19 protein-coding genes and 2 pseudogenes are annotated in these 22,652 nt (G+C 50.6%); 10 read left to right on the forward strand and 11 right to left on the reverse strand.

From position 1 onward, the window contains the following. Window positions 1-7: 7 nt before the first annotated feature. The 8 genes and pseudogenes from EBB54_RS30565 to EBB54_RS31625 form a co-directional block, all read right to left on the reverse strand. Window positions 8-157: a hypothetical protein gene (locus tag EBB54_RS30565; RefSeq protein ID WP_004078230.1), complete on the reverse strand. Its 150-nt coding sequence runs from the start codon at window positions 155-157 to the stop codon at window positions 8-10. A gap of 39 nt (window positions 158-196) precedes the next feature. Then, window positions 197-874 carry an orotate phosphoribosyltransferase gene (gene pyrE / locus EBB54_RS17930; RefSeq protein ID WP_044990582.1) on the reverse strand — a complete coding sequence of 226 codons (678 nt, stop codon included), beginning with the start codon at window positions 872-874 and terminating at the stop codon, window positions 197-199. 264 nt (window positions 875-1,138) lie between these two features. Next, window positions 1,139-1,804, reverse strand: a pseudogene (locus tag EBB54_RS17935) (transglycosylase domain-containing protein); the annotation flags it as partial. 89 nt (window positions 1,805-1,893) lie between these two features. Next, a complete protein-coding gene (locus tag EBB54_RS17940) occupies window positions 1,894-4,485 on the reverse strand; it encodes an ABC transporter permease (RefSeq protein WP_125128428.1) in 2,592 nt (863 codons plus the stop codon). After that, window positions 4,482-5,225 (reverse strand): ABC transporter ATP-binding protein, encoded by a 744-nt coding sequence (locus tag EBB54_RS17945; RefSeq protein WP_125128429.1) that lies wholly within the window; start codon window positions 5,223-5,225, stop codon window positions 4,482-4,484. Before EBB54_RS17945 ends, EBB54_RS17940 begins: the two co-directional genes overlap by 4 nt. Window positions 5,226-5,486: 261 nt before the next feature. Beyond that, on the reverse strand, window positions 5,487-6,476 hold the full coding sequence (locus EBB54_RS17950) for a sensor histidine kinase (protein WP_125128430.1): 990 nt from the start codon (window positions 6,474-6,476) through the stop codon (window positions 5,487-5,489). After that, window positions 6,463-7,149 (reverse strand): response regulator transcription factor, encoded by a 687-nt coding sequence (locus EBB54_RS17955; protein WP_125128431.1) that lies wholly within the window; start codon window positions 7,147-7,149, stop codon window positions 6,463-6,465. The genes EBB54_RS17950 and EBB54_RS17955 overlap by 14 nt, the downstream gene beginning before the upstream one ends. A 110-nt stretch (window positions 7,150-7,259) precedes the next feature. Beyond that, entirely contained in the window at window positions 7,260-7,394 is a 135-nt protein-coding gene (locus EBB54_RS31625) for a hypothetical protein (protein ID WP_279229972.1), read from the reverse strand. Between the two features lie 137 nt (window positions 7,395-7,531). Here EBB54_RS31625 and rplM point away from each other — a divergent pair, with 137 nt between their 5' ends. The 8 genes and pseudogenes from rplM (at window position 7,532) to EBB54_RS17995 (ending at window position 14,412) form a co-directional block, all read left to right on the forward strand. After that, window positions 7,532-7,960: a 50S ribosomal protein L13 gene (rplM, locus tag EBB54_RS17960; protein ID WP_004078246.1), complete on the forward strand. Its 429-nt coding sequence runs from the start codon at window positions 7,532-7,534 to the stop codon at window positions 7,958-7,960. A 26-nt stretch (window positions 7,961-7,986) separates the two neighbouring features. Then, complete coding sequence (gene rpsI / locus EBB54_RS17965; RefSeq protein ID WP_125128432.1) at window positions 7,987-8,379, forward strand: 30S ribosomal protein S9; 393 nt, start codon at window positions 7,987-7,989, stop codon at window positions 8,377-8,379. A gap of 512 nt (window positions 8,380-8,891) precedes the next feature. Continuing rightward, complete coding sequence (locus EBB54_RS17970; RefSeq protein WP_125128433.1) at window positions 8,892-9,485, forward strand: type IV toxin-antitoxin system AbiEi family antitoxin domain-containing protein; 594 nt, start codon at window positions 8,892-8,894, stop codon at window positions 9,483-9,485. Continuing rightward, a complete protein-coding gene (locus tag EBB54_RS17975) occupies window positions 9,482-10,336 on the forward strand; it encodes a nucleotidyl transferase AbiEii/AbiGii toxin family protein (protein WP_125128434.1) in 855 nt (284 codons plus the stop codon). The genes EBB54_RS17970 and EBB54_RS17975 overlap by 4 nt, the downstream gene beginning before the upstream one ends. 337 nt (window positions 10,337-10,673) lie before the next feature. Beyond that, window positions 10,674-11,693, forward strand: coding sequence for a PDDEXK nuclease domain-containing protein (locus tag EBB54_RS17980; RefSeq protein WP_016222283.1), 1,020 nt, complete (start codon window positions 10,674-10,676; stop codon window positions 11,691-11,693). 1 nt (window position 11,694) lies between these two features. Continuing rightward, window positions 11,695-11,904, forward strand: coding sequence for a hypothetical protein (locus EBB54_RS17985; RefSeq protein WP_125128435.1), 210 nt, complete (start codon window positions 11,695-11,697; stop codon window positions 11,902-11,904). A gap of 56 nt (window positions 11,905-11,960) precedes the next feature. Beyond that, window positions 11,961-13,379, forward strand: a pseudogene (locus EBB54_RS17990) (relaxase/mobilization nuclease domain-containing protein). Window positions 13,380-13,692: 313 nt separating this feature from the next. Further along, window positions 13,693-14,412 carry a LytR/AlgR family response regulator transcription factor gene (locus EBB54_RS17995; protein ID WP_004070024.1) on the forward strand — a complete coding sequence of 240 codons (720 nt, stop codon included), beginning with the start codon at window positions 13,693-13,695 and terminating at the stop codon, window positions 14,410-14,412. 119 nt (window positions 14,413-14,531) lie between these two features. On the opposite strand, the gene EBB54_RS18000 is transcribed toward EBB54_RS17995, so the two are convergent. After that, window positions 14,532-16,334 (reverse strand): sensor histidine kinase, encoded by a 1,803-nt coding sequence (locus EBB54_RS18000; protein ID WP_125128437.1) that lies wholly within the window; start codon window positions 16,332-16,334, stop codon window positions 14,532-14,534. Window positions 16,335-16,543: 209 nt separating this feature from the next. On the opposite strand from EBB54_RS18000, the gene EBB54_RS18005 reads away from it, so the two are divergent. Continuing rightward, window positions 16,544-19,030 (forward strand): InlB B-repeat-containing protein, encoded by a 2,487-nt coding sequence (locus EBB54_RS18005; RefSeq protein WP_125128438.1) that lies wholly within the window; start codon window positions 16,544-16,546, stop codon window positions 19,028-19,030. Window positions 19,031-19,135: 105 nt separating this feature from the next. Here EBB54_RS18005 and EBB54_RS18010 read toward each other — a convergent pair whose 3' ends face one another. Next, window positions 19,136-20,170, reverse strand: a complete 1,035-nt coding sequence (locus EBB54_RS18010) for an SGNH/GDSL hydrolase family protein (RefSeq protein ID WP_125128439.1) — start codon at window positions 20,168-20,170, stop codon at window positions 19,136-19,138. Window positions 20,171-20,318: 148 nt separating this feature from the next. On the opposite strand from EBB54_RS18010, the gene EBB54_RS18015 reads away from it, so the two are divergent. After that, on the forward strand, window positions 20,319-21,209 hold the full coding sequence (locus EBB54_RS18015; protein ID WP_125128440.1) for a LysR family transcriptional regulator: 891 nt from the start codon (window positions 20,319-20,321) through the stop codon (window positions 21,207-21,209). 84 nt (window positions 21,210-21,293) lie between these two features. Here EBB54_RS18015 and EBB54_RS18020 read toward each other — a convergent pair whose 3' ends face one another. After that, a complete protein-coding gene (locus EBB54_RS18020; protein ID WP_016296262.1) occupies window positions 21,294-22,505 on the reverse strand; it encodes an aspartate-alanine antiporter-like transporter in 1,212 nt (403 codons plus the stop codon). Window positions 22,506-22,652 lie beyond the last annotated feature (147 nt).

Raw genomic sequence — 22,652 nt, forward strand, 5'->3', positions numbered from 1 at the left:
TGGCCCCTTAAAATGTGATCTCTCCCCGATGCTTCAGCAGCCGCGCGCCGTTTACGATTGTGATCACGCCGGATGTAAGCCCGATCACGATCATGACGATCCCAAATGCAATATTCATTCCTCCTGACGAGGTCATGGTTTTGTATGCTCTTTCCATGTAATATCCTCCTGATTTTTTAACCGCGAAATCGCTTTTTTACTTCACCCCATATGTGTTATAATATGTGTCGATCGCTGATTTTAATGTATCGTCAATGATAATTTGTCCGTTGTACTCCTTGTTGTACAGGCACTCCACAACTTCCTCCATGGTCACGATCGCCGCCGTGTCAAATCCGTAAAGCTCCCGGATCTCATCCAGCGCACTCTTCTCCCCTCCTTTTCCGACCTCCATGCGGTTCAGAGATACGATCAGACCTCTGACCTCCACGTCCGCCTGTGCTTTCAGGATCGGGAAGGTCTCCTCGATGGACTTGCCGGACGTGGTCACATCCTCAATGATCACCACACGGTCCCCGTCCTGCAGCTTGCTTCCCAGCAGGATGCCCGTATCCCCATGGTCCTTGGCTTCCTTCCGGTTGGAGCAGTACCGCACATCCTTGCCGTACAGCCTGCTGATCGCGATCGTCGTTGCCACAGACAGCGGGATTCCCTTATATGCGGGTCCAAACAGTACGTCAAAATCCAGACCGTAGTTGTCATAGATCGCTTTTGCGTAGTATTCGCCAAGCTTCTGGAGCTGCGTGCCCGTCACGTAAGCGCCTGCATTCATGAAAAACGGGGATTTTCTTCCGCTCTTTAATGTAAAGTCACCGAATTGAAGCACTTTGCTTTCTACCATGAATCCAATAAATTCCTGCTTGTAGCTCTCCATCATCGTCGTTCTCCTTCTTTTTGTATCGTGTTAACCCTTCTTCTTTTCTCTTCAGGTACATTTCCAAATCTGACCGCCGTTTTCTGTACGAAACAGTCACCTAATTCTAACATAACATTTCCAAAATAACAATTATGAAACCATATTTTGGTTAATTTGTTTTTCGTTACTGTTCACAGTCACTTTTTTTCCAAAAAAACAACCGGAAACCACAGTCTCCGATTGTTTTCTGCCTGACGCTCCCACGCCGTAGATACAGGATACCGAGCCGCCGCTTCGGACCTCTTCCGCCTCCTCCCGGGTGATCACATGGTGTCTGACCATGCTCTGCAGCACCAGCTCCACACGCCGGGCTGCCAGCTCCTGGCTGATATCCGGGGAATAGACAGAAGGGGCGTTGGGCACACCGGCCAGCATGGCCGCTTCGTAATCCGTCACCTCCGCCGGCAGCTTTCCAAAGTACCCCGTGGAAGCCGCATGGATGCCCTCATAGCCGCTTCCGAAATTGGCGGTATTGACATACAATTCAAAAATTTCCTCCTTGGAATACTTTTTTTCCATATCGAATACGGCAAAGACCTCCGCCGCTTTGCGCACCATTCTCTTTTCCTGCGTAAACAACAGGTTTTTCGCAAGCTGCTGGGTGATGGTGCTGCCGCCCTCCACAAAAGCCATAGCCTGGATGTCCGCCCAGGCGGCGCGTACCACCGCGATCGGGTCGATCCCCGGATGGGACATGAACCGATGGTCCTCCACGGATATGACGGCCTCTATATAAAAATCCGACATCTCGGAAAAGTCCGTAAAATCTTCTTTTGCACGGATCTCCTCCACCCGTTCCTCAATGGAAGTACGGGATACGGCATCCTGGTACATCCGGTAGCCGTTCACCCCGAAAAATGCACCCACGCCTGCCGCAGCAAGCAGCATAAGCAAACACAATCTGAATATGAATCTCCGAACAGGATGTCTCCTTTTCGCTCCTCTCAATGTACTGTATGTTCCTTTCCGTTATTTGATCAGGTCATCTCATCCCGCAGCGCGTCAATGATGTTTTCTTTTCTGATCTTACTTACAGCATACATCATTGTGACGAATATTACAAGGAATACACTCAAAACACTGATCCCCATACTGCCCCAGGGTATCAAAAACCTTGTATCGTCTGCCGACATGGCCTTTACAATCAGCATGGAAGCCAGCAGCGACAGTGGGATTCCTGCCGCCAGCGCCCTGACGCCGTAAAAAGCACACTCAAACCTCATCATTTTATTGAAATCCCGATCCGACATTCCCACCGAGCGCAGCATCGCCAGTTCCCGCCTGCGCAGCTTGATATTGGTGGAAATCGTATTGAACACATTGGCGGCTGCGATCAGGGAGATCAGCCCGATAAAGATACAGGAAAATACACCGGCAATGAACATATAATTCTGAAACTGCTCAAATGCCTCGGCTGAGTTTAACAGGGTATAGGCTGACGAAGTCCCTTCCTCTGTGATGATCTCCCGCATTTCACTGACAACCCGGGACGGTTTTTCTGCCTTGAAGCACAGTCCTTTGACCTTCAGCTCTGTTGGCAGGCCGGAAGGTACAAGTGTTTCCTTCATGGACCAGGGGGCAAGGATTTCAAACGTATACGGCAAAACCTCCTGCTCTGCTGCGCCGTCCGCAAATGGTGGAATGTCCGGAGGGACAAATTCCACCGCCGTAATATTTAGATTCTGTTCCGGTCCTGCCGTACCATCCGTCATTTGCGGGGCCGCCAGCAGATTCACAGAAGTATTTCGGAACATATCCGCAAGGTCTTTAGCCCCTTCTACGTCCCCGCCGTCGTCGTTGATCTTCGCCACCGCCGCCAGATTCCCGTCCTGCCCGGTATATTCCTGAACCGACAGTCCCAGTTTTTCCAATATCTTCTGATAAAATGCATCCTCAAAAAAGTGGACTTCCAGAGAAATCTCCTGTATCTCTTCCGGGGATCGTCCGCCTGCGGCTTCCCAGTATGCGTCTGTCAATTCGTCTGCCGAAACCTTACAGGAAAACGGGATTACGGCCCGGCAGGAGCTTTCTTCAATGCCGCTTACAGCTTTGAGCCTGCCATAAAGGCGGAGCAGTTCTTCGTCTTCCATCTCCCGCGTCCCGAAACCAATGTCGTAATCTGAGACCGTTTTAAAGCCCTCCGCCGACTGCTGCATGGATTTGATCAGCGCATTGGACGATACGAACAATACGATACTCAGCACCAAAGAAAGCACGATGCTGCGGCAGCGTTTTTTATTTCTTTTAAAATTTTTCAGGGCAAGGGTTCCCTCCAGGCCGTAGATGCGCTGCCTTCTTCGCGGTATCTCCATCGCCTGGGATTCCAATTTGATCTCATTGGTCTGCCGGATACATTCCATCACCGGAAGGCTGACTGCCTTTTTTGCCGGAAGCCAGGCGGAGATAAGGATCGTGATCAGGCTGACCGCCGCCGCGCCGGCCACCGCAGGGGCCGATACCTTCATGGTCAGGGAAACGCCGTCGTAGAGGATGGCGCCAAAATTGCCGGACACAACGGAAAGAACAGCCCAGACACCCCCGAGACCTGCCAGTATCCCCATGGGTATCCCCACCGCGCCGATGCAGAGTCCTTCAAAAAGAACGGAATTGCGCAGCTGCTTCGCCGTGGCCCCCACAGAAGCAAGCACCCCGATCTCCCGGATTCGCTCGTTTAGGGAGATGCTGAACGAATTGTAGATCAAAAATACGGAACCGGTCATAATGATCCCAAGCACGATTCCTCCGAAGGAATATAAAAACACCATAAATACCCGGTCGGCCGGCCTGTCTGAGATCCCCATGATCCGAAGTACATCATAGTTCAGCATACAGGAGTGTCCTTCTTTTGCTTTCTCAGCATAGGTGTACACATCCCGCGCACGATCCAGCGTGACAAACAGACTTAAGGGGTTGGAGACGGCCCCGGCGTCTGTCCTTGTGATCAATGTGCATCCCGGAGATTCCTCTGTCTCGAAGACCGGAGTCCGGCAGATGCCAACAATGGTGTAAGTCTTTTCTATCCGCGGCAGGAAGGTTTCTGCCCCGGCCGCATAGGGATCGGCCTGGCTTAGCTCCTGTTCCCCTTTCATACGGCTTCCCACGGAAAGCTCCAGAGTGTCTCCTGTTTTGCCGGAAATACCACCCTCTTTCATGGCGCTTCCGGAAATGAGAACCTCCCCTTCATGCTCCGGAAGCCGCCCCGAGATCAGTGTGATGGGCAATGCTTCGAATGTCTCATCCTGAAATCCGGCTATGAACAGGTAGGGTCTGCCCGGATTGGCTGCCTGCGGCAGTTCGGCGTAGCCGATATTTTCAAAGGTAACCGTGTCCGTCACACTTTTGTCGCCTGCACGCTTCTGTACGAAAGACTCGTCTACATTTAAAAACGCTGCGCTCCATCCACCGTATTTCTGTATGGCCCCTCTCGCCATATAGTCCAGCAGTGATACGCCAAAGGTGGTCACCCCGGTGATCAGCACCGTGGACAGCACCACGCCGAGGATGGTTACAGCAGTCCGTGTACGGTTCTTTTTCAGGCCCTGGAGGGCAATTTTATGAAATACATTCATCCCTGCTCCACCTGCCTTCCGTTTTCCGCCGCTTCGTCCTCCGCCATATGAGACGCGGGGGCTTTCTGGCGTTCGTCCTGCAGGATCATTCCGTCTGAGATGCGGATGATCCGATCTGCCTGAAGGGCAATATTTTTGTCATGGGTAACCAGGATCAGTGTCTGTCCGTACTCCCGACTGCTTCTTTTGAGCAGCTTCACGATCTCGTGCCCATTCCGGCTGTCCAGGCTTCCGGTGGGCTCGTCGGCAAGCATCACCTGGGGGGCGTTCATCAGTGCGCGCCCGATGGCCACGCGCTGCTGCTGGCCGCCGGAAAGCTGGTTGGGAAGATGGGTCTGGCGGTCTTCCAGACCCAGCAGATGCAGCAGGTCGCCCAGCCGCTTTTTGTTCACCTTCCGTTTGTCCATGAGTACCGGCAGGGTGATATTTTCCACCACGTTAAGAGTCGGGATCAGATTGTGAAACTGATAGATCAGTCCCACCTGCCGCCTGCGGAAGATCGCCAGCTTCTCGCTGCTCTGGTCATATACGTCCTGCCCGTTTAAATAGATCTTTCCGCTTGTAGGCACATCCACCCCTGCAATGGCATGGAGCAGCGTACTTTTTCCTGAACCGGAGGAGCCGATGATTGCGGTAACCCCTCCTTTTTCAATGGTAAGCGATACCCCGTTCAACGCAGTCACCTGGTTTTCGCCTTTGCCGTAGACCTTGTATAAATTTTCAACCTTCAAAAACTCCATGATGTGAGCCTCCTTCTCTTTAAATGTTCACAGCCGAATGCATTCAAAAATGCAATGGATGGATTTTATTCAGAAAGATCCGGCTTGGAACCTGCTCTTATCATAGGACGCCGCACTTACATTTTCGTGACTTTTTTGTGAGAGATCTGTCACAATTCCTTTTCCGGCTGCCTCGGAAACGCGGAAAAACGCCGTTAGAAACTGTGTGAAAATAACTTGTGCCGATTGCGCAGAGTGAACAAGTTATTTCCATACAATTTCTCACTTCGGGAAGCGGATGAAAAATACCGCGCCGTCTTCAGGGTGATTTTCTGCAAAGACTGTCCCTCCCTGCCGGGTGATGATCGTCCTGCAGAGCGCAAGCCCGATCCCGTAACCTGCCGCCCTGGAATTTTTTCCGCGGCAGAATCGTTGAAATAGGGAACGCAGTTCCTTTTCTTCAAATCCCGCCCCGCTGTCATGAATCGCAATCTCCGTAAACAATGGGTTGTCCCTGCAGGAAATTTCGATTTTTCCTTGGTCTCCCGCGCTTTCCATACAGTTTTTGAGGATATTTCGGATGGCCTCGGCCAGCCAGTCTGCATCCCCCCAGATCTGGATTCCCTCCGATACGTCAATCTGCAGGTCGATGCTGTGCAGTTCCATAGGAATCAGAAGGGGACGAAGAGCGGCATTGACCAGGCTGCGCACATCCGTCTGCCTGCTTTGGAATAACACGATTCCTGCATCCAGACGTGACAGCTTTAATAAGGAAGTGATGAGCCAGTCCATCCGTACCAGCAGTTCCTCCGCCTCCCGCAGCAGTTCCCCGCGCTCTGATTCCTCCGGGTTATTTTCCAACAGAGACAGAATCAGGTTCACAGAGGTCAGAGGGGTTCGAAGCTGGTGGGCAATGTCGGCCAGCGAATCGGCAAGATTTTCTTTTTCTTTTTTGAGAGCCGCATTCTGCTCACGGATGCGCAATGTCATTTTTGTAATCTCGCTCTGTAAAATGGAGAGTTCTCCCTCTTCCGACTCGCTGATGAACAGATAATCCGCATTGTGAAGAACCAGGTCGATCTGCTCCGAGATCTCCGCAATGCTTCGATACCGCGCCCTTGTGAATCTATAAAAGGCGATTCCATACGCAGCCGCGGACAGGGCGGCATACAGCCCTGCCCCAGGGCTCAGCATCAGTCCCAGGGTTATGGAAACGCCGGCAATCAGGGCAAAGCACAGGGCAAAATGGCGGTATTCTTTATTTCTCAGCATGTCCGTCCCCCAATCGATATCCTGTTCCATGAACCGTCAGGATCAGTTTTGGATTTGACGGATCATTCTCTATTTTCTCCCGCAGGCGCTTGATGTATACGGTCAGCGTATTATTGGTGACAAACTCCCCTGCCGCATCCCAGAGCTCGTTCAGCAGCCTTTCCCTTGTGATGACTGTTTTGGGATTGCAGATGAACATCAAAAAAAGGCGATACTCCAGGGCGGAAAGCGCAATCTCCGCGCCGTCTTTTTTTACAATACCTGCTGCCGTATCCACAGAAAGCCCGCCGGCCTCGAATACAGAGGACGCAGGAGCGGATCTGCGCAGGGCGGTCCGAATCCGCGCCACCAGTTCCCGCGGCCGGAAGGGCTTGGTCACGTAGTCGTCCCCTCCCATGTTCAGCCCGGTCACCACGCTGGCTTCATCTCCGGAGGCCGTCAGAAAGATCACGGGGATGTCCTGCACTTCTTTGATCTCCGTACAGACCGTAAACCCGTTTCCGTCAGGCAGCGAGATATCCACCAGCCCCAGGTCAAATCTTTGTTTTCCCAACATGTCGAATGCCTGCTGCATCGTCGGCGCGTGGGTGACTGTAAAGCCCTCTGCAGTGAGCAGACGGGACAGATTTTTCGCAATCGCCATGTCATCCTCTACTAAAAAAATATGTTTCATGCTTTTATCCTCATAAATATAGTGTTTGTAATCTCTGCAACAAGCATAACAATTAAGCTCATAATCCTTAACAGGCTTACTCGTTACACCGTCACTTACGATTAACTATATCATGCGGCAATTTTATCTACAACAGCTTCTGACGCAAAATCGATACCGTTTTTCTTTTTCTGTTGCAGTTCGCGGCCGTGAACTGTAATAAAAAGGCGAAGAAAGTAAAGTTTATCCGCAAAAAATGTTGACATTCCATTTTAAGCGTACTATAATATTACAGCGTGAAAAAGGGAGAAACAGTATACACCAAAGCCCCGGAGTATACTGATTTCATATAAAAACAGATATCAAAATGAAAGATTAACAGAAAATAACAGGAGGAACCCCCATGAAAACTTATATGGCTAATCCAGACAAGATTGAGAGAAAATGGTATGTGGTTGACGCTGAAGGCTGCACATTAGGACGTCTTGCTTCCGAAGTGGCAAAAGTGTTAAGAGGCAAGAATAAGCCGGAATTCACCCCACATGTTGATACAGGCGATTATGTAGTAGTTGTAAATGCAGAGAAGATAAAAGTAACAGGCAAGAAGCTGCAGCAGAAGATCTATTATAACCATTCCGAATATGTAGGCGGAATGAGAGAGACCACTCTGGCAGAGATGATGCAGAAGAAGCCTGAGAAGGTAGTGGAACTGGCTGTAAAGGGAATGCTTCCGAAAGGACCTTTGGGAAGGGCAATGATTAAGAAGCTTCATGTATATGCTGGTCCGGAGCATGCACAGCAGGCTCAGAAGCCAGAAGCATTGACATTTTAAGGAAAGGTTGAAAGGAGGACATTACAGTGGCTAATGCAAAATATTACGGAACAGGAAGAAGAAAAAAATCTATCGCAAGAGTATACCTGGTACCTGGTACAGGTAAGATCACTATAAATAAAAGAGATATCGACGATTATCTGAGTCTGGAGACCTTGAAAGTCGTTGTTCGCCAGCCCCTCGTTGCAACAGAAACAACCGACAAGTTTGACGTACTTGTCAATGTACATGGCGGCGGTTACACCGGACAGGCCGGAGCAATCCGCCACGGTATCTCCCGCGCCCTGCTCGAAGCAGATCCGGAGTACAGGCCGATCCTCAAAAAAGCCGGCTACCTGACCCGTGACCCGAGAATGAAAGAAAGAAAGAAGTACGGCCTCAAGGCGGCTCGTCGCGCTCCGCAGTTCAGCAAGCGTTAAATTTTATCAAAATGGCTCAAAAAGCCCGGAAAATCAAGGTTTTCCGGGCTTTTGCTTTTGATAGGGTTTGATGTAGTTTGACGCAAAAAAGCCATTTTTCACCAAATTTATAGTGGTTCCCAATAGGATAACCGGGCAAAAAGAGGGTCAAGTGGTTACAAAATAGGATAACCACAGCTCTATTTTTGGGGTATTTCAGAGGTGATTTTTACTCCCTCTCTCCCCTCGATTTATACGAGAACAGTTTGGCATAGTTTGACCGAATTTGAATAATTGAATATGATTCTAATGCAGGCACTCAGTATTTTTTGCTGGGTGCTTTTTGCATTTCCAGGAAACTGTATTCCGGGATCTGACCCAGCTTTCCAAGCTGTCCTGACCGGAGAGTCTGCCCCATCTGCGGAGGGAGGAACGGCGTTTTTTGCCGCGCCTTCCTCCGCCTTTTCCTTTTTGCCGCTATTTACTTTCGTGCTACAACCGTGTATAATGGTAGCACGAAAGGAAGTGAGAGCATGACACAGTTTGAACAGCTGGACACGATTTTAGAGGGACAGCGCGGTATGCTCCAAACGTCGGAGGCGGTGAAACGGGGGATTCCAAAATCCGTTTTTTACAACTATGTGAAGGAAAAAGAATTGGAACAGGCGGCACATGGGGTTTATGTATCGCCGGATGCCTGGGTCGATGGGATGTACCTGCTCCATTTACGATGCAGCCAGGGGATTTTTTCCCATGAAACGGCGCTGTTTTTCCATGATCTGACCGACCGGGAGCCTTCCCCCTATTCCATTACCGTCAAACGGGGATACAGCACGACCAGATTGAAAGCGGACGGGGTTTTAGTCTACACCATAAAACCGGAACTGCATGGCATCGGAAAGAGTACGGCACAAACCCCTTTCGGGCATACGGTTCCGGCTTATGATATGGAGCGAACCATCTGCGACCTGCTTCGCTGCCGGAGCAGTATGGAGATGCAGACATTTCAAGGGGCGCTCAAAATGTATGCCCGCAGGAAAGAGAAAAACCTGCGGAGGCTGATGCAGTACGCCGGGATGTTCCGGGTTGAAAAAATTTTACGGCAGTATTTGGAGGTGCTATTATGATAAAGACAGCAAGACAGCTGAAAGATTTGATCCGCAATCTCGCAAGGGAGAAATCGGCGGACGCACAGATTTTGATGCGGAACTATATGATGGAGCGTTTTCTGGAACGCATTTCCCTTTCTGAGTATCGGGATAACTTTATTTTGAAAGGCGGGATGCTGGTTGCCGCAATGGTAGGGTTGGATGCCCGGTCTACAATGGATTTAGACGCAACCGTCAGAGGAGCCAGCGTGAATGTGGAGGACATTGAAAATCTGATGTCCTCCATCATAGCAGTCCCCATTGAGGACGGAGTGGAGTTCCAGGTGAAAAGCATTTCGGAAATCATGGACGAGGCCGAGTATCCGGGGATTCGGGTCAGCATGGCCACTGTTTTTGACGGAGTGGTGACGCCGCTGAAAATTGATATTTCTACCGGGGATGTGATTACGCCAAGGGCAGTCCGGTACAGCTTCCGGCTTATGCTGGAGGAACGCTCCATTGATATTTGGGCGTACAATCTGGAAACCGTACTTGCGGAAAAGCTGGAAACAATGATTGCACGGACCATAACAAACACCCGCATGAGGGATTTTTATGACCTCTACATTTTGGAACAGCTTCACAGAAAAACGCTGGATTCCGATATTCTCCGCCACGCGCTCCTTGCTACTGCCCGCAAGCGTGGGACGGAGGGGCATTTGAAAGAGGCGAAGGAAGTGTTTTCCGAAGTAGAAAACAGCCATGCGATGCAGGCGCTTTGGTCCGCTTATCGCAAGAAATTTTCCTATGCGGCTGATCTGGAATGGAACACCGTTATGGGTGCGGTCCACCGTTTGTATGCTCTGACAGAGGACGGTGAGGCGGAATGAAAAAGCGCGGGCATTACTGTAAAATCTGCGGCGAGTGTAAATCAAATGAAAAGTTTTCGGGTAAAATATCTGAAACAATAATGAGGTAAGTTAATGAGGGATGTTAGTGGGGTAAGTTAATGGGGGATGTTCCCCATCAGTTATGAGGGCGTTCTATCCGGTTTATGAAAATGCCAGACACCGTCTGTTAAATTGTCATAGTCCCATTACTGCGGGCTTTTGACGATCTCCAATGAGAACAAGCGCAGCTTTTATGAAAAAGACAGCAAGATATTTGGGGCATTTGTTTTTTGGTGGTTTCGTGGTATAATCGTCCATAGGCAAGGAGGGAGCAAAATTGAATCACGATTTGCAGATTAACCAAAATGCGGCACAGACCTATCATTCTATCCGCAATTCGATTGTTTCCGCGCAGCACCGTTTAAGCGCGGCGGTAAATTCCACTATGGTAATCACCTATTGGGAAATAGGCGAACAAATTTATAAAGCGTGTGGGGAAAATGACCGGGCCGAGTATGGAAAGAAACTGCTGCAATATTTGTCTGAACAGCTGACTGCTGAATTTGGAAAGGGTTTTAGTGTTCAGGGATTACGCAATATGCGGCAATTTTACTGCACCTTTCCAATTCGCTCCACACTGTGGAGCGAATTGAGCTGGTCCCACTACCGGCTTTTGATGCGTGTGCCAGACGAGCAGGCAAGGACTTTCTATGCGGAAGAATGTGTAAAATCTGCGTGGAGTGTCCGGCAACTGGAACGGCAGATCAACACCATGTACTACCAACGCATTTTAGCGAGTCAGGATAAATCACTTGTAGCAAAAGAAATCCAGTCTACCGAGCCAAAACCGGAATATGAAAAAATTATCAAGGACCCCTATGTGATGGAGTTTTTGCAGATTCAGCCGGACACCCATGTGTATGAGGGCGAATTGGAGCAAGCCCTGATCGACCACCTTCAGCACTTTCTTTTAGAGCTTGGACGCGGTTTTTCATTTGTGGCGCGCCAAAAGCGGTTTACACTGGATGGACAGGACTTTTTCATCGACCTGATTTTTTATAACTATATTCTGAAATGCTTTGTTCTCATAGATTTGAAAATGGGCAAGCTGACCCATCAGGATTTAGGACAAATGCAAATGTATGTGAATTATTATACCCGTGAAATGATGAATGAGGGGGATTCACAGCCGATTGGTATTGTTCTTTGTGCGGACAAAGGAGATTCCATTGTAAAATACACGCTGCCGGAAGATAATCATCAAATATTTGCGTCTAAGTATTTTACTTATTTGCCATCAGAAGAAGAATTGAAACGGGAGCTGAACCTGGACAGCTTTTATAAGCTGGAAGAATAATATGGGAGCCAGTAATAAAGTCTGCCCCGGCTGCGGCAGAAAAATGAAACAGCAGTTTATCGGCTTGCAGCATTGTAAATGCAGCATGAGCAGGAAAAAGGACATCGGATTTTTTGAGCGCACCAGCGATATGGTTTTTGCGTTAGAACGCCGGACCATTGGAAAAAAGGTCAAACAAATTCCGGTAATCCGATATAAAAATGGTGAATAAAAGAAGCAAGCGGTCTGCGTATGCAGGCCGTTTTGTTATGAAGGGAGGATTCTATCATGGCAACCACACGCATCATGCCGCTGCACATCGGCAAGGGCCGCACCGAAAGCCAAGCGGTCAGTGACATTATCGACTATGTATCTAACCCGCAAAAGACAGATAACGGCAGGCTCGTCACTGGCTTTGCGTGTGACAGCCGGGTAGCCGATGCCGAGTTTCTGCTGTCAAAACGGGAGTACTTTTCCACCACTGGACGGGTACGCGGTGCGGACGATGTACTTGCCTACCATGTCCGGTAGTCCTTTGTCCCCGGCGAGATCACACAGGAAGAAGCCAACCGGCTGGGCGTGGAGTTTGCCAAACGGTTCACCAAGGGCAACCACGCCTTTGTGGTCTGCACCCATATCGACAAATCCCATATCCATAATCACATCATCTGGAACGCGGTCAATGTGAACTGTGACCGGAAATTCCGAAACTTTTGGGGCAGCACCCGCGCGGTCCGGCGGCTGAATGATACCATCTGTGTTGAGAACGGCTATTCCATTGTAGAGAACCCAAAACCGCATGGAAAAAGCTATAACAAGTGGCTGGGGGACCGGGCAAAGCCCTCCCACCGGGAGCAGCTCCGTATGATGATTGACCAGGCATTGGAACAGAAACCGGCAGACTTTGACGGCCTGTTAAAGCTGCTTGCGGAAATGGGCTGTGAAGTGTCGCGCCGGGGACAGGCAATCCGGCTCAAAGCCCCCGGCTGGAAGAATGTTGCCCGCATGGATGGAAAGCTGGGAAAAGGATACAGTGAAGATGAAATACGGGCGGTACTGGCTGGGAAAAAAGAGCATACCCCAAGGAAGAAAGCGGCTGTTCAATCAGAGCCGCCCAAGGTCAATCTTCTGGTGGATATTCAGGCAAAATTGCAGGCCGGAAAAGGCGCTGGCTACGCGCGCTGGGCAAAGGTATTCAATCTGAAACAGATGGCGCAGACAATGAACTATCTCACCGAGCATGGCCTGCTGGAATACGCAGTCTTGGAAGAAAAAGCGGCTGCTGCTACCACCCGCCACAATGAGCTGTCGGCACAGATCAAGGCGGCGGAAACCCGCATGGCAGAGATAGCCGTACTGCGGACCCACATCATCAATTATGTGAAAACCCGCGAGGTCTATGCGGCCTACCGCAAGGCGGGATATTCCAAGAAATTTTTAGCGGAACATGAAGCGGATATTCTGCTCCACAAGGCGGCAAAGCAGGCATTTGACGATTTGGGTATCAAGAAGCTGCCCACCGTCAAGAGCTTGCAGGCCGAGTACGCAACATTGTTGGAAGGAAAGAAAAAAGACTATGCCGAGTACCGGCGCTCCCGCGAGGAAATGCGGGAACTGCTGGCCGCAAAAGCCAATGTGGACCGGCTGATGGGATACGGGGTGGAACGCCAGAATGACCGGGAAAAGGAACAGGGGCAGGATCGCTGACGCGCCTGTTTTTTCGCATTTTCTCACCGCCGCAGGCCGGTAAAAAGCGTTCCGAAAGAACGCGCAGCCACAGAATGAAATTCTGTGTTCAAAAGGGGCTTGGGGAATCCCCAACAAGCAGCGCCAGGAGCCGGATGGCTATCCTGGGGCATTGCTTGCCACGTTGTCCCGCACTCTGGGACAACCCACGCACTTTGGAGGCTTGGGGTATTTATCAGATACTGCCAGCTTCCCACACACTCCACGCAATGATACTTTGACGTTAGAAAAACGGTGTGCTATAATACCCCTTGTATGAAAAGGGGGAATGCCTATGTACCGGGTTGCCATCTGCGATGATGAACCACACGCCGCAGAGCAGAATGAAGCCATGCTCTGCCATATCCTGGAGGACAGGAACCTGAAACGCGATATTGATTATTCCATCCATTGTTTTTCCTCCCCTGTGCCTTTGCTTGCACAGATGGAAAAACAGCCGTCCGCCTTTCACCTGCTCCTGCTGGACATTAAGCTGAAAAACGACAACGGGCTTTCCCTTGCCGCGCATCTGCGGGAAATAGACGCGGACTGCTCCATTATCTATATCACCGCTTACCGGGATTATGTTTTCGACTGCTTTGACACCCGCCCGCTCCACTACCTGCTCAAACCGGTAGACCAGGAAAGGCTGGCAAGGGTAATTGAACGGGACTTACAGGAAAATTACCACCCGGAACAGATCAGGCTTCTGGTGGATGGCTGCTGGCAGACTGTGGATGCACGGAACGTCCTCTATGCAGAAGCTACCAGCCATAAATCCGCCGTCCACCTGCAAGGGGGAGAGGTTTTGTATATCAACCAGAATTTTTCCGACCTGCTCCCCCGCCTGAATGGGAAACGGTTCTGCCGCGTCCATTTCAGCATCCTTGTGAACCTGGAACACGTTTACCGCCTGGCGGACAGCGCCCTCACGCTGGATGACGGCCGGGAGCTTCCCGTCAGCCGCTCCCGGAAGAAAGAAGTCAAAAAACAGTATATCGCTTTCATCAAATAAAAAAAACAGTCCTTTCCGGTTCACAAAAGGGCTGGTTTTTTTATGCCATTGGATACAGCAAATCATTCAGCGCAGAAATCCCGCCGCAGGCAGCGGCTCCGGTTCTACAAAAAGCCCTGTCATTCTTCCGGCATCTGCAAAGCTGTGGCGGCAGAAAACATTCCATCCGGGAATTCCAACAGCAGCTCACTCTGATATTTCTGTGCCACGGCCTGCACTGCTTTCAGGCCGTAACCGTGAACCGTCCTGTCCGCCTTTGTTGTGTGGCACAGACCGGTTTTTTCGTCATATTTTACCGGGCCGAACCGTGGATTCTCCACACCGATGTATAAATGCGCTCCCCGGATGTGTATGCTGACCCGGAGCCATTTTTCCGCCCCTGCGGGTGCAAGGGCGTTGGCATCCAGGGCATTTTGCAGCAGGTTCATCAAAACAGTGCAAAGCTCTGTATCTGGAAACGGCAGCGTTTCCGGCGCGCTCACCTCATGCTCCACTTTAATCCCCTGCTTCTGTGCGCGGGCCAGGATCGTGGTCAGGACTGCGTTGATGGCCGGATGAGCAACGTATACCATAGCAGGAACCGCCTCCACATCCGACAGCAGGCCGTCCAGATATGTTTCCAGCCTGTCCCATGCCCCAGCCTGGGACAGTTTCTGCATGACGGTGTAATGATTTACAGTTTCATGCCGCATCCTGCGGAGTGATTCATCGCTCTCCTGAACCACCGCAAGCTGTTCCTGGGCCATGCTTTCCCGCGCGGCCAGCACCTGCATCTGTGTTTCCCGCGCCGCCAGAAAGCGAAGCTGGGACAGTACGCTCACCAGAAAACAAAGCAATAACAGAAAGGCGCTCCACCAGTACAGCGGGAGGTCTGGCTGATGCCAGGTGATTTCTGAAACGAGCCACTGCATATAGGGCAGCAGCCCGCCGCCGCACAGCCCCGACAGCAGGCTCGCCGCACCGATTCCGGCGGCGGATAACAAAAGCCCCGGCAGGAACAGGCGGAATACCTGGTTTTCATCCCGGTATTCCAGTACGGCGCACACCACAAGCGCCGCCACAGTCAGATAAAACACTTCCCCCATCCGGGAGCCGATCATGGAGAACGCAGGAACCACCGTCTGAAACCCCGCGACTACAAAATAAGCCAGCCCCGGCAGAATGGCAAAAGGCAGGAACAGCTTCCGCCATTTTTTCATATGCAGCAGCAGAAAGAGCGGCGGGAGGGCGAACAGCGCCGCCCTGGACAGGCAAAGCCACAGCCCATAAATTTCCGGGGGAAGGATATACCCGCCCCGGCTTTGTGCATGGAAATAAAATGCCTGGGTCAGCGCCGCAAAACCAAGCAGCAGAACCGGCCAGTCACAGTGTCCCTCTGTCAGCCCAAAGAAAAACAGCCCAAGGACAAGCAGCGACACCACGGCAAAAACGGCTGCCGGGAGTGTGCTTTTCACCGTATAAGCCCGCTCAGTTTCTCTCGTTACGCCGCTGTCCGTAAGGAACAAAAGCGGGAGCGGCTCCTCTGCTTCCTTTGCTGTTTCCAATGTCACCGTTTTTCCCGCACAGTCTTTCGGCAGCATAAAGACGGCATTGCCCAGCGTTTTCCCGTCCCATGCCTCCATACGGCCTAACATCTCCCCGTCTAAAAACACTTCCGCTTCACCTGTGTGCCTGACTTCCAGCATCGGACGCCACTGGCTCTCCCATTCGGGAAGCGTCACCGCCAGCGTCAGCGCGCCGCCATATTCATAGCCTGCCTCCAGCGTCATCTCGCCGCCATTGACGCTTGCTTCCAGCATGAGCTGTTCCCGGCGTGGAGTAACCTCTGATGCCAAAAGCCCTGTCATTGCCAGCGCACAGATTAGAAATACCGCCCCTGCCAGCCATCGGGGAATTGCCCTTTTCCTTTTCCAAAGCAGCATATTTCCTACCTCCTGCAAATTCTCTGCTATTAGCGTAAAGGGTTAAGCGGCCAGTGTCAAGAACAGAAAACTGCAAAGTAGGTAAAAAAATTGCAAAGTAGGAAAGCTCCCTTGTTATCCAAATCCAATTTTTTGTATGATGTGCAATAGAGAAGTATAAACGGGGAGAAACAACTCCCCCCACCAAATATTGACAGGAGGAAAAAAGGATGAGAAAAAAGTTGTGTAAATATCAGTTTTTTACACTTCTGCTGGGAGTGCTGTTCTGGATGATGCCGCTTGCGGTACGGGCGGAGGAGCCGGCAGACGGAGGGGATAAATCCAATGGGTTTATTTTTAATGAGGACGGGTATGACCCTGCGAATCCGGACGCCTATCCCTTGAGACTCCCGTCGGAAGAGACCGTCTATACGGCAGGAGGGGGACAGATCATCTGGACGCCGGAAACGGATTCGGCCGGAAATGTGGTCAGCGGCAGGCTGACACTGAGGGATGCGGTCATTCAAAATACTTATAGTGGAGCTACTTTTGAAAATTATGGGAGCGGAATCTGGATGTGTGTGCCTTTTGAACTGGTACTGGAAGGGGAGAACCGGATTACTTCTCAGGGCCGCGGGATCTTTCTGACTGACAGCAACAATTCCGGCACGCGGACTCTGAACGTACGTGGTACCGGGTCCCTGACCATCGACAGCCAGATGGAAGGAATCCGCACAGACGGCGCTGTAACATTGGACGCCGTGAACCTGACGGTTACCTATGGCTTCGCGTCAGGGATCATTACGGAATACGGGGACATTGTAATCCAGAACGGAAGCCGGGTGACTCTGAAAAACAGCGCGGGTATTACCGTGTCTTCCGCTGCGGTGAGAACAAATAACATCGGTGATGTGAGCATAAGAAACAGCCACGTGATCGCAGTCAACAGCGCCGGAACCGCAATCAGCGCAAATGGTAATGTACTGTTTGAATCCAGCCAGGTCAGGGCTCTCGGCAGCGCAGGGTATGAAGGCATGATCACATTTGGAAACGGCAAGAACTTTACTGTAAACGGCGGTTCCTTATATGTGAAAAATAATCAGACCCCAGGCTATGATATCTACCCCGACCCTAATAGTGTGAAATGGGAGAACAGCGCCGTGATATACTGCGGAGGCCCCTATAATTATCTGATCCAGAAGGGGGATAATATCCAGTATGCCGATTGCGTCTATGACGAAGCGTCCGACCAGATCACATCTGTGGGCAACGGAAATGTATATGGAAATGTGGTTTGGAACGAGCATATCCGTTTCCCGCTGGGAACGGACCAGCGGCTGTATATTGGCATGCTTGGAAGTACCCTGACGATTCCAGAAGGGACAACGGCAGTGATCCCGGACGGAGCCACGCTGCGCAACAGCTACGGGGGAACGGGAGAAATCGGCGTACTGACCAATTATGGAACATTGAATGTATCAGAGGGAGGGACACTCTATAATTTCGACGGGGCTAACGGCGGCCGCGAGGTACTCACCAGGAATTTCGGCGAGATCAATCTGGCGCCGGGAGCTACATTTTTTAATACCTCTCTGTTGGAAAATAAGGGGACGATCAATGCCGACGGAACCTTATGCAGCATTCAGGTCAATTTTAACGGCGATCCGTACAATGGTGTGATTCAGAATGAAGGGACGATCAACGGATTGGTGAATATAAGAGAATCCGGTCAGGTCAGATATCAGGCGGAAGGCAATGCCGTATTAAGGAATGGACAGACGCTGGAACTGGGGGCGGGAACTGCCAACAATGGGGCCTGGGGGACTGTCCTGGAGATTCCGGCGGGAGGAAAGCTGACGATAGAGGAAGGGGCCGTTGTAGACGCAAAAACACATGTTACGAACGAGAACCTGTCGATATATCTGAAACTGGGAGACACTCTGGTCGTGGACGGACTTCTTCTGCTTCCGGAGGATCTTTCTGAGGAAGAACGGAACCGTCTGGCCGGAAGCATTGAAGGAACCGGAACAGTGCAGACAGGAAATACAGTCAATTTTATCATTACATTTGATCTAGGAGATGGCACGGTTGAAAAACGGCTTCTGCCGGAGGGGAGTACGTTTACTTTGCCGCCTGACCCGGTGAGGAGCGGCTATCTATTTGAAGGGTGGTATATAAACACAGACGGAAAAGAGACTGCAGCGGATCAGACGATGACCGCAGCCGGGCACATGACCATTTATGCCAGATGGAAGCCGTCAGACACCGGAGAAACGCCCGGAGGAGAGGACAAACCCGGAGAGGATCAGAAGCCCGGAGAAACAGATAAGCCGGGCGGAGAGGAGAAACCCGGAGAAGACAATAAACCCGACGGAACGGATAAGCCCGGCGGAGACAATAAACCCGGAGGAACGGATACGCCCGGCGGAACGAATAAGCCCGGCGGAGACAATAAACCCGGCGGAAGCAATACGGCCGGTACAAGCAGTGACCCGAAGGGAGATCATGCGAACGGCGCATCAAATGGCGCTGCCGGAAGCAGTACGTCAGATTCCGGCAATGGAAGGAACAAAGGTGATCTCTATGTGAACGGCCAAAATTCTGCCGGCGCGGTCCGGACAGGCGATACCGCAGATTGGGGAGCGGCGGTCCTGGGACTGGTATTTTCACTGGCAGCTATAGGAGGAATCAAATATTTGCGCCACCACTCTGACTGATTACATAAGAGCCACCCTCTCCCGTATAACCGGCGGAGGGTGACTCGCATCATAAAAGCCATTTCAGATTATGATCTGCAGTTTTATATGCTCTGCAGCATGCGTTTAATGCTTCGCATATACAACCTCTTTCTTGATTCCAGGCGCTGCGGACGGCTGTCCGTCATTGGGAACATCCTCAATCACCCGGTTGCTGAGAGTGCCAACCTCCATTGCGTCCGCAAAGTTAATCGGATGATTGCGCATATGCACCTTCATCAATTCGAACAGCCGGAGGGTGGGACGCCTGGATTCGAACACACCTGAGATATCGATGCATTTGCAGCCGGTCTGTACGGCCAGTGCTTTCAGACGCTGGTTGATCTTGAATGCGGCCGGGCTCTTTGACACAATGGGTACGATATAGATGGACGCCTGTGTCTTTGTATGGATCATGTAGAGCAGCCATTCATATTTGGAAATGAAGTTGTCTACATCCACATTCTCATCCCGGATATCCACATCCCCCATATTTACAAAAATTTTACGGGGATTTAAGTCATACAGGCACACCTTCAGATAACGTTCGATCTGGTCAATGCGTATATCCTTGACGCTTCGGTTATAAATGGGCTCTGTGATGCGGAAAGCCTGTGCCAGCTCCCCGACCGGAAGTGAAGCAAATGTATTTGATCCGAAAAGTACGACGCCGCCTGCTTCTGTAATACTGTTAAGTTCACGATAAGTCTGCATTTCATCATCTCCTTGTTCATGCATGGATGGTTGGAAGGGGTCGGATGTATGGGCGTTGCCTGCAGATGCTTCTGCGGTGCCTTTATCCGTATTTCCCGTGTGCCCTGATATCTGTCTGCTCAGTTCTGCATTTGCCGCCTGCGCCTGCCTGTCGTAACGTGTGTTGATAAAGTAGACAATGACGTTGGCGGATACGACAACCAGATTTAAGAGGTACACGACCAACACATAGTTGAATCTGTGACTGTAGATCTTTGCGGAAATTCCTGCAATGTACCCCGTGATAATAAGCAGTATAAACTGGATGCTCATGTTTCTGGCTGATCTGGCTTTGATATTCTTGGCAAGATTCATAGGCCAGGATAATCCGAAGCAGATCAGCATGGTTGACTCTAAAAGTTCGGCCATTTTTTATTCCCTCTCTTTCCTTGAAGCTCTTGTTTCATCTTCCGACTATAGTTTATCATTGACGTTTGATTATGTCTAATATATAATATTTATAAAATTCATAATGTTTACATTATGAATTAAAATAAAGGCAAAAGAGGGGTTTTGTATGGAACTGATGCAGATCCGGTATTTTCTGGAAGCGGCCAACACGAAGCATATGACCAACAGCGCAAAAAACCTGCATATCACGCAGCCTGCGCTGACCCAGGCGATCCGGCGGCTGGAAAATGACCTGGGGGTCCCGCTGTTTACGGCCAAGGGCAGGAATATCGTGCTGACAGAATATGGAAAATATCTCCAGAAGAAGCTGGAGCCACTGATGGCGCAGATTGACGATATTCCGGAGCAGCTCCGGATGATGGTTGCCCTGGAGGGCGAAACCATACATATGAATGTTCTGGCGGCCTCAGGGCTTGTGATGGAAGCCATCATAGAATACAAGAAGGAGCATGAGGATATCAATTTTCAGCTCCAGCAGAACTCGGAGAGCGAGCTTTATGACATCGCTGTTAAGACAAAGCTGTTTTACCAGGCGGTAAATGAAGAAAACAGCTTTACCTGCGCGGAGGAGATCTATCTGGCTGTTCCCAGAAACGGGAAATATAAGAAACGGGAGTCCGTCTGTCTGGATGAGGTGGCGGAGGAAGGGTTTATCAGCCTTCTGGGATCAAGAGAATTTCGCTATATCTGCGACCGGTTCTGCCAGCATGCAGGCTTTACACCGAAGATCATCTTCGAAAGCGACAATCCCTCCGCCGTAAAAAATATGATCGCAGCCAATATGGGCATCGGCTTCTGGCCGGAGTTTACATGGGGAAGTATTGAAAACGAACATGTTCGGCTTTTAAAGATCGAGGAGCCTGTCTGTCAGAGGGATATTATCATTAACTATAACAGGAATAAGATGGACTCTCAGAACGTGATTGATTTCTATGGTTTTCTGACAGAATTTTTTAAATGCAGGAAGCTATGCAGCATGCAGCCGGCCAGCCAGTGAATTGACATAGATGTGCGTACACGCCTGGCAGGTTTACAGTCTCTGAGGTATAAAAAACCGCCCTCAGGCGGTTTTTTTCTTATTTTAGCAGAATAGTATAATCAACTGCGATGCCAGTACAACCGCGATCAGCGCGATCGGATATGTCGCCGCATAGGCAGCCGCGATATCCTCCGTACCGGCCATATTGATCAGTGTTCCAAGGGCCGGTGTGCTCGTCATACCTCCGGTCAGAGAACCAAGGTTATTGAGCAGGGGCAGCTTCAATACATTCTTTGCCACAATGAATCCGATGATCATCGGAAGGATCGTCATGATCGCTCCGTAAAGGAAATATACCGGTTCGAAATACTGTACGAACTTCGCACCGCCGGATACTCCCGCCCCGATCAGAAACAGCATCAGTCCCAGCTCCCTCAGCATCTTCAGGGTAGAATTTTTCGGAACGATGGAAATCTTCCCTGCATGTCCGTAGTGTCCGAATACGAGGGCTGTCAGAAGGCAGCCGCCTGTCGTGGTCAGCGAAAAGTTTCTGTAGCTGAGGCTTCCCACCAGGATTCCAATGATCGCCGCAAGTGAAAACGCGAAAAATCCAAATTCATCCACTTCCGTCAGGATCAGACTGCTCTTTTTCCTGCCCTCGCCTTCTTTTGCGGTGATCTTTGCCACTTCTTCATTCATGTTTGCTTTCAGCATCTTCGGAACGATCTGCACAAACAGAACCACACCGACCACGCCGAACAGATAGGAGATCCCATACCCTACGGATACCAGCGCTTCCAGGTCCAAACCGACAGCCGCTTTGGATGCGGAAAATGCAGGCGTACTGGTCAGCGCACCGGAAAGCAGGCCCACCATGATTGCCCGGAACTGCTCATGTTCCAGATCCGTAAAGTTAGAACCGATCAGAATACATGCGACACAGGTAACCGCCGCTGCAAGAATGATCACAGCACCCAGCAGAACATAGGATTTGAAGTTCCGTTTCAGGTTTCCAAAAAAATTCGGCCCTGCAATAAAGCCGACAGAGGTCACGAAAAAGATGAGCCCCATATTTTCCACGATTTTCAGCGCGTCCGTAGCAAAGGTCGTCTCTCCCGCCATCAGGTTGTCTGACAGTTTTGTGTACAGCAGGCATCCGTAAACCAGAGCAATGATAAATACCCCGGCCGTTCCAAGGTTGATTCCTTTTACGGTGATCTTACCGATCGCATACCCGATGGCCGCGATCGCAAAGACCGAAAACGTAAGAAATACTACAGCCTTTACTGCCAATATTCCTCCAAATAACTCCATGTCTTATGACTCCCTTCTGTAAATACAGAACATCCGCTGCCAGTGCAGAACTGCATTTCTTCCTGAATCATACAGCACCGCATCGGCAGCCGATCTGCATACTATGGTAAAAGACAGCAAGCCGCCAGAGGCCCGCTGTCTGTATGA

The organism is Schaedlerella arabinosiphila (assembly GCF_003885045.1).
GTDB lineage: Bacteria > Bacillota > Clostridia > Lachnospirales > Lachnospiraceae > Schaedlerella > Schaedlerella arabinosiphila.

Coding starts and splice junctions, on each gene's coding strand:
- EBB54_RS30565 (WP_004078230.1), bottom strand. CDS start 157: ATGGAAAGAGCATACAAAACCATGACCTCGTCAGGAGGAATGAATATT.
- pyrE (WP_044990582.1), bottom strand. CDS start 874: ATGGAGAGCTACAAGCAGGAATTTATTGGATTCATGGTAGAAAGCAAA.
- EBB54_RS17940 (WP_125128428.1), bottom strand. CDS start 4,485: ATGAATGTATTTCATAAAATTGCCCTCCAGGGCCTGAAAAAGAACCGT.
- EBB54_RS17945 (WP_125128429.1), bottom strand. CDS start 5,225: ATGGAGTTTTTGAAGGTTGAAAATTTATACAAGGTCTACGGCAAAGGC.
- EBB54_RS17950 (WP_125128430.1), bottom strand. CDS start 6,476: ATGCTGAGAAATAAAGAATACCGCCATTTTGCCCTGTGCTTTGCCCTG.
- EBB54_RS17955 (WP_125128431.1), bottom strand. CDS start 7,149: ATGAAACATATTTTTTTAGTAGAGGATGACATGGCGATTGCGAAAAAT.
- EBB54_RS31625 (WP_279229972.1), bottom strand. CDS start 7,394: ATGTCAACATTTTTTGCGGATAAACTTTACTTTCTTCGCCTTTTTATT.
- rplM (WP_004078246.1), top strand. CDS start 7,532: ATGAAAACTTATATGGCTAATCCAGACAAGATTGAGAGAAAATGGTAT.
- EBB54_RS17970 (WP_125128433.1), top strand. CDS start 8,892: ATGACACAGTTTGAACAGCTGGACACGATTTTAGAGGGACAGCGCGGT.
- EBB54_RS17975 (WP_125128434.1), top strand. CDS start 9,482: ATGATAAAGACAGCAAGACAGCTGAAAGATTTGATCCGCAATCTCGCA.
- EBB54_RS17985 (WP_125128435.1), top strand. CDS start 11,695: ATGGGAGCCAGTAATAAAGTCTGCCCCGGCTGCGGCAGAAAAATGAAA.
- EBB54_RS17995 (WP_004070024.1), top strand. CDS start 13,693: ATGTACCGGGTTGCCATCTGCGATGATGAACCACACGCCGCAGAGCAG.
- EBB54_RS18000 (WP_125128437.1), bottom strand. CDS start 16,334: ATGCTGCTTTGGAAAAGGAAAAGGGCAATTCCCCGATGGCTGGCAGGG.
- EBB54_RS18005 (WP_125128438.1), top strand. CDS start 16,544: ATGAGAAAAAAGTTGTGTAAATATCAGTTTTTTACACTTCTGCTGGGA.
- EBB54_RS18010 (WP_125128439.1), bottom strand. CDS start 20,170: ATGGCCGAACTTTTAGAGTCAACCATGCTGATCTGCTTCGGATTATCC.
- EBB54_RS18015 (WP_125128440.1), top strand. CDS start 20,319: ATGGAACTGATGCAGATCCGGTATTTTCTGGAAGCGGCCAACACGAAG.
- EBB54_RS18020 (WP_016296262.1), bottom strand. CDS start 22,505: ATGGAGTTATTTGGAGGAATATTGGCAGTAAAGGCTGTAGTATTTCTT.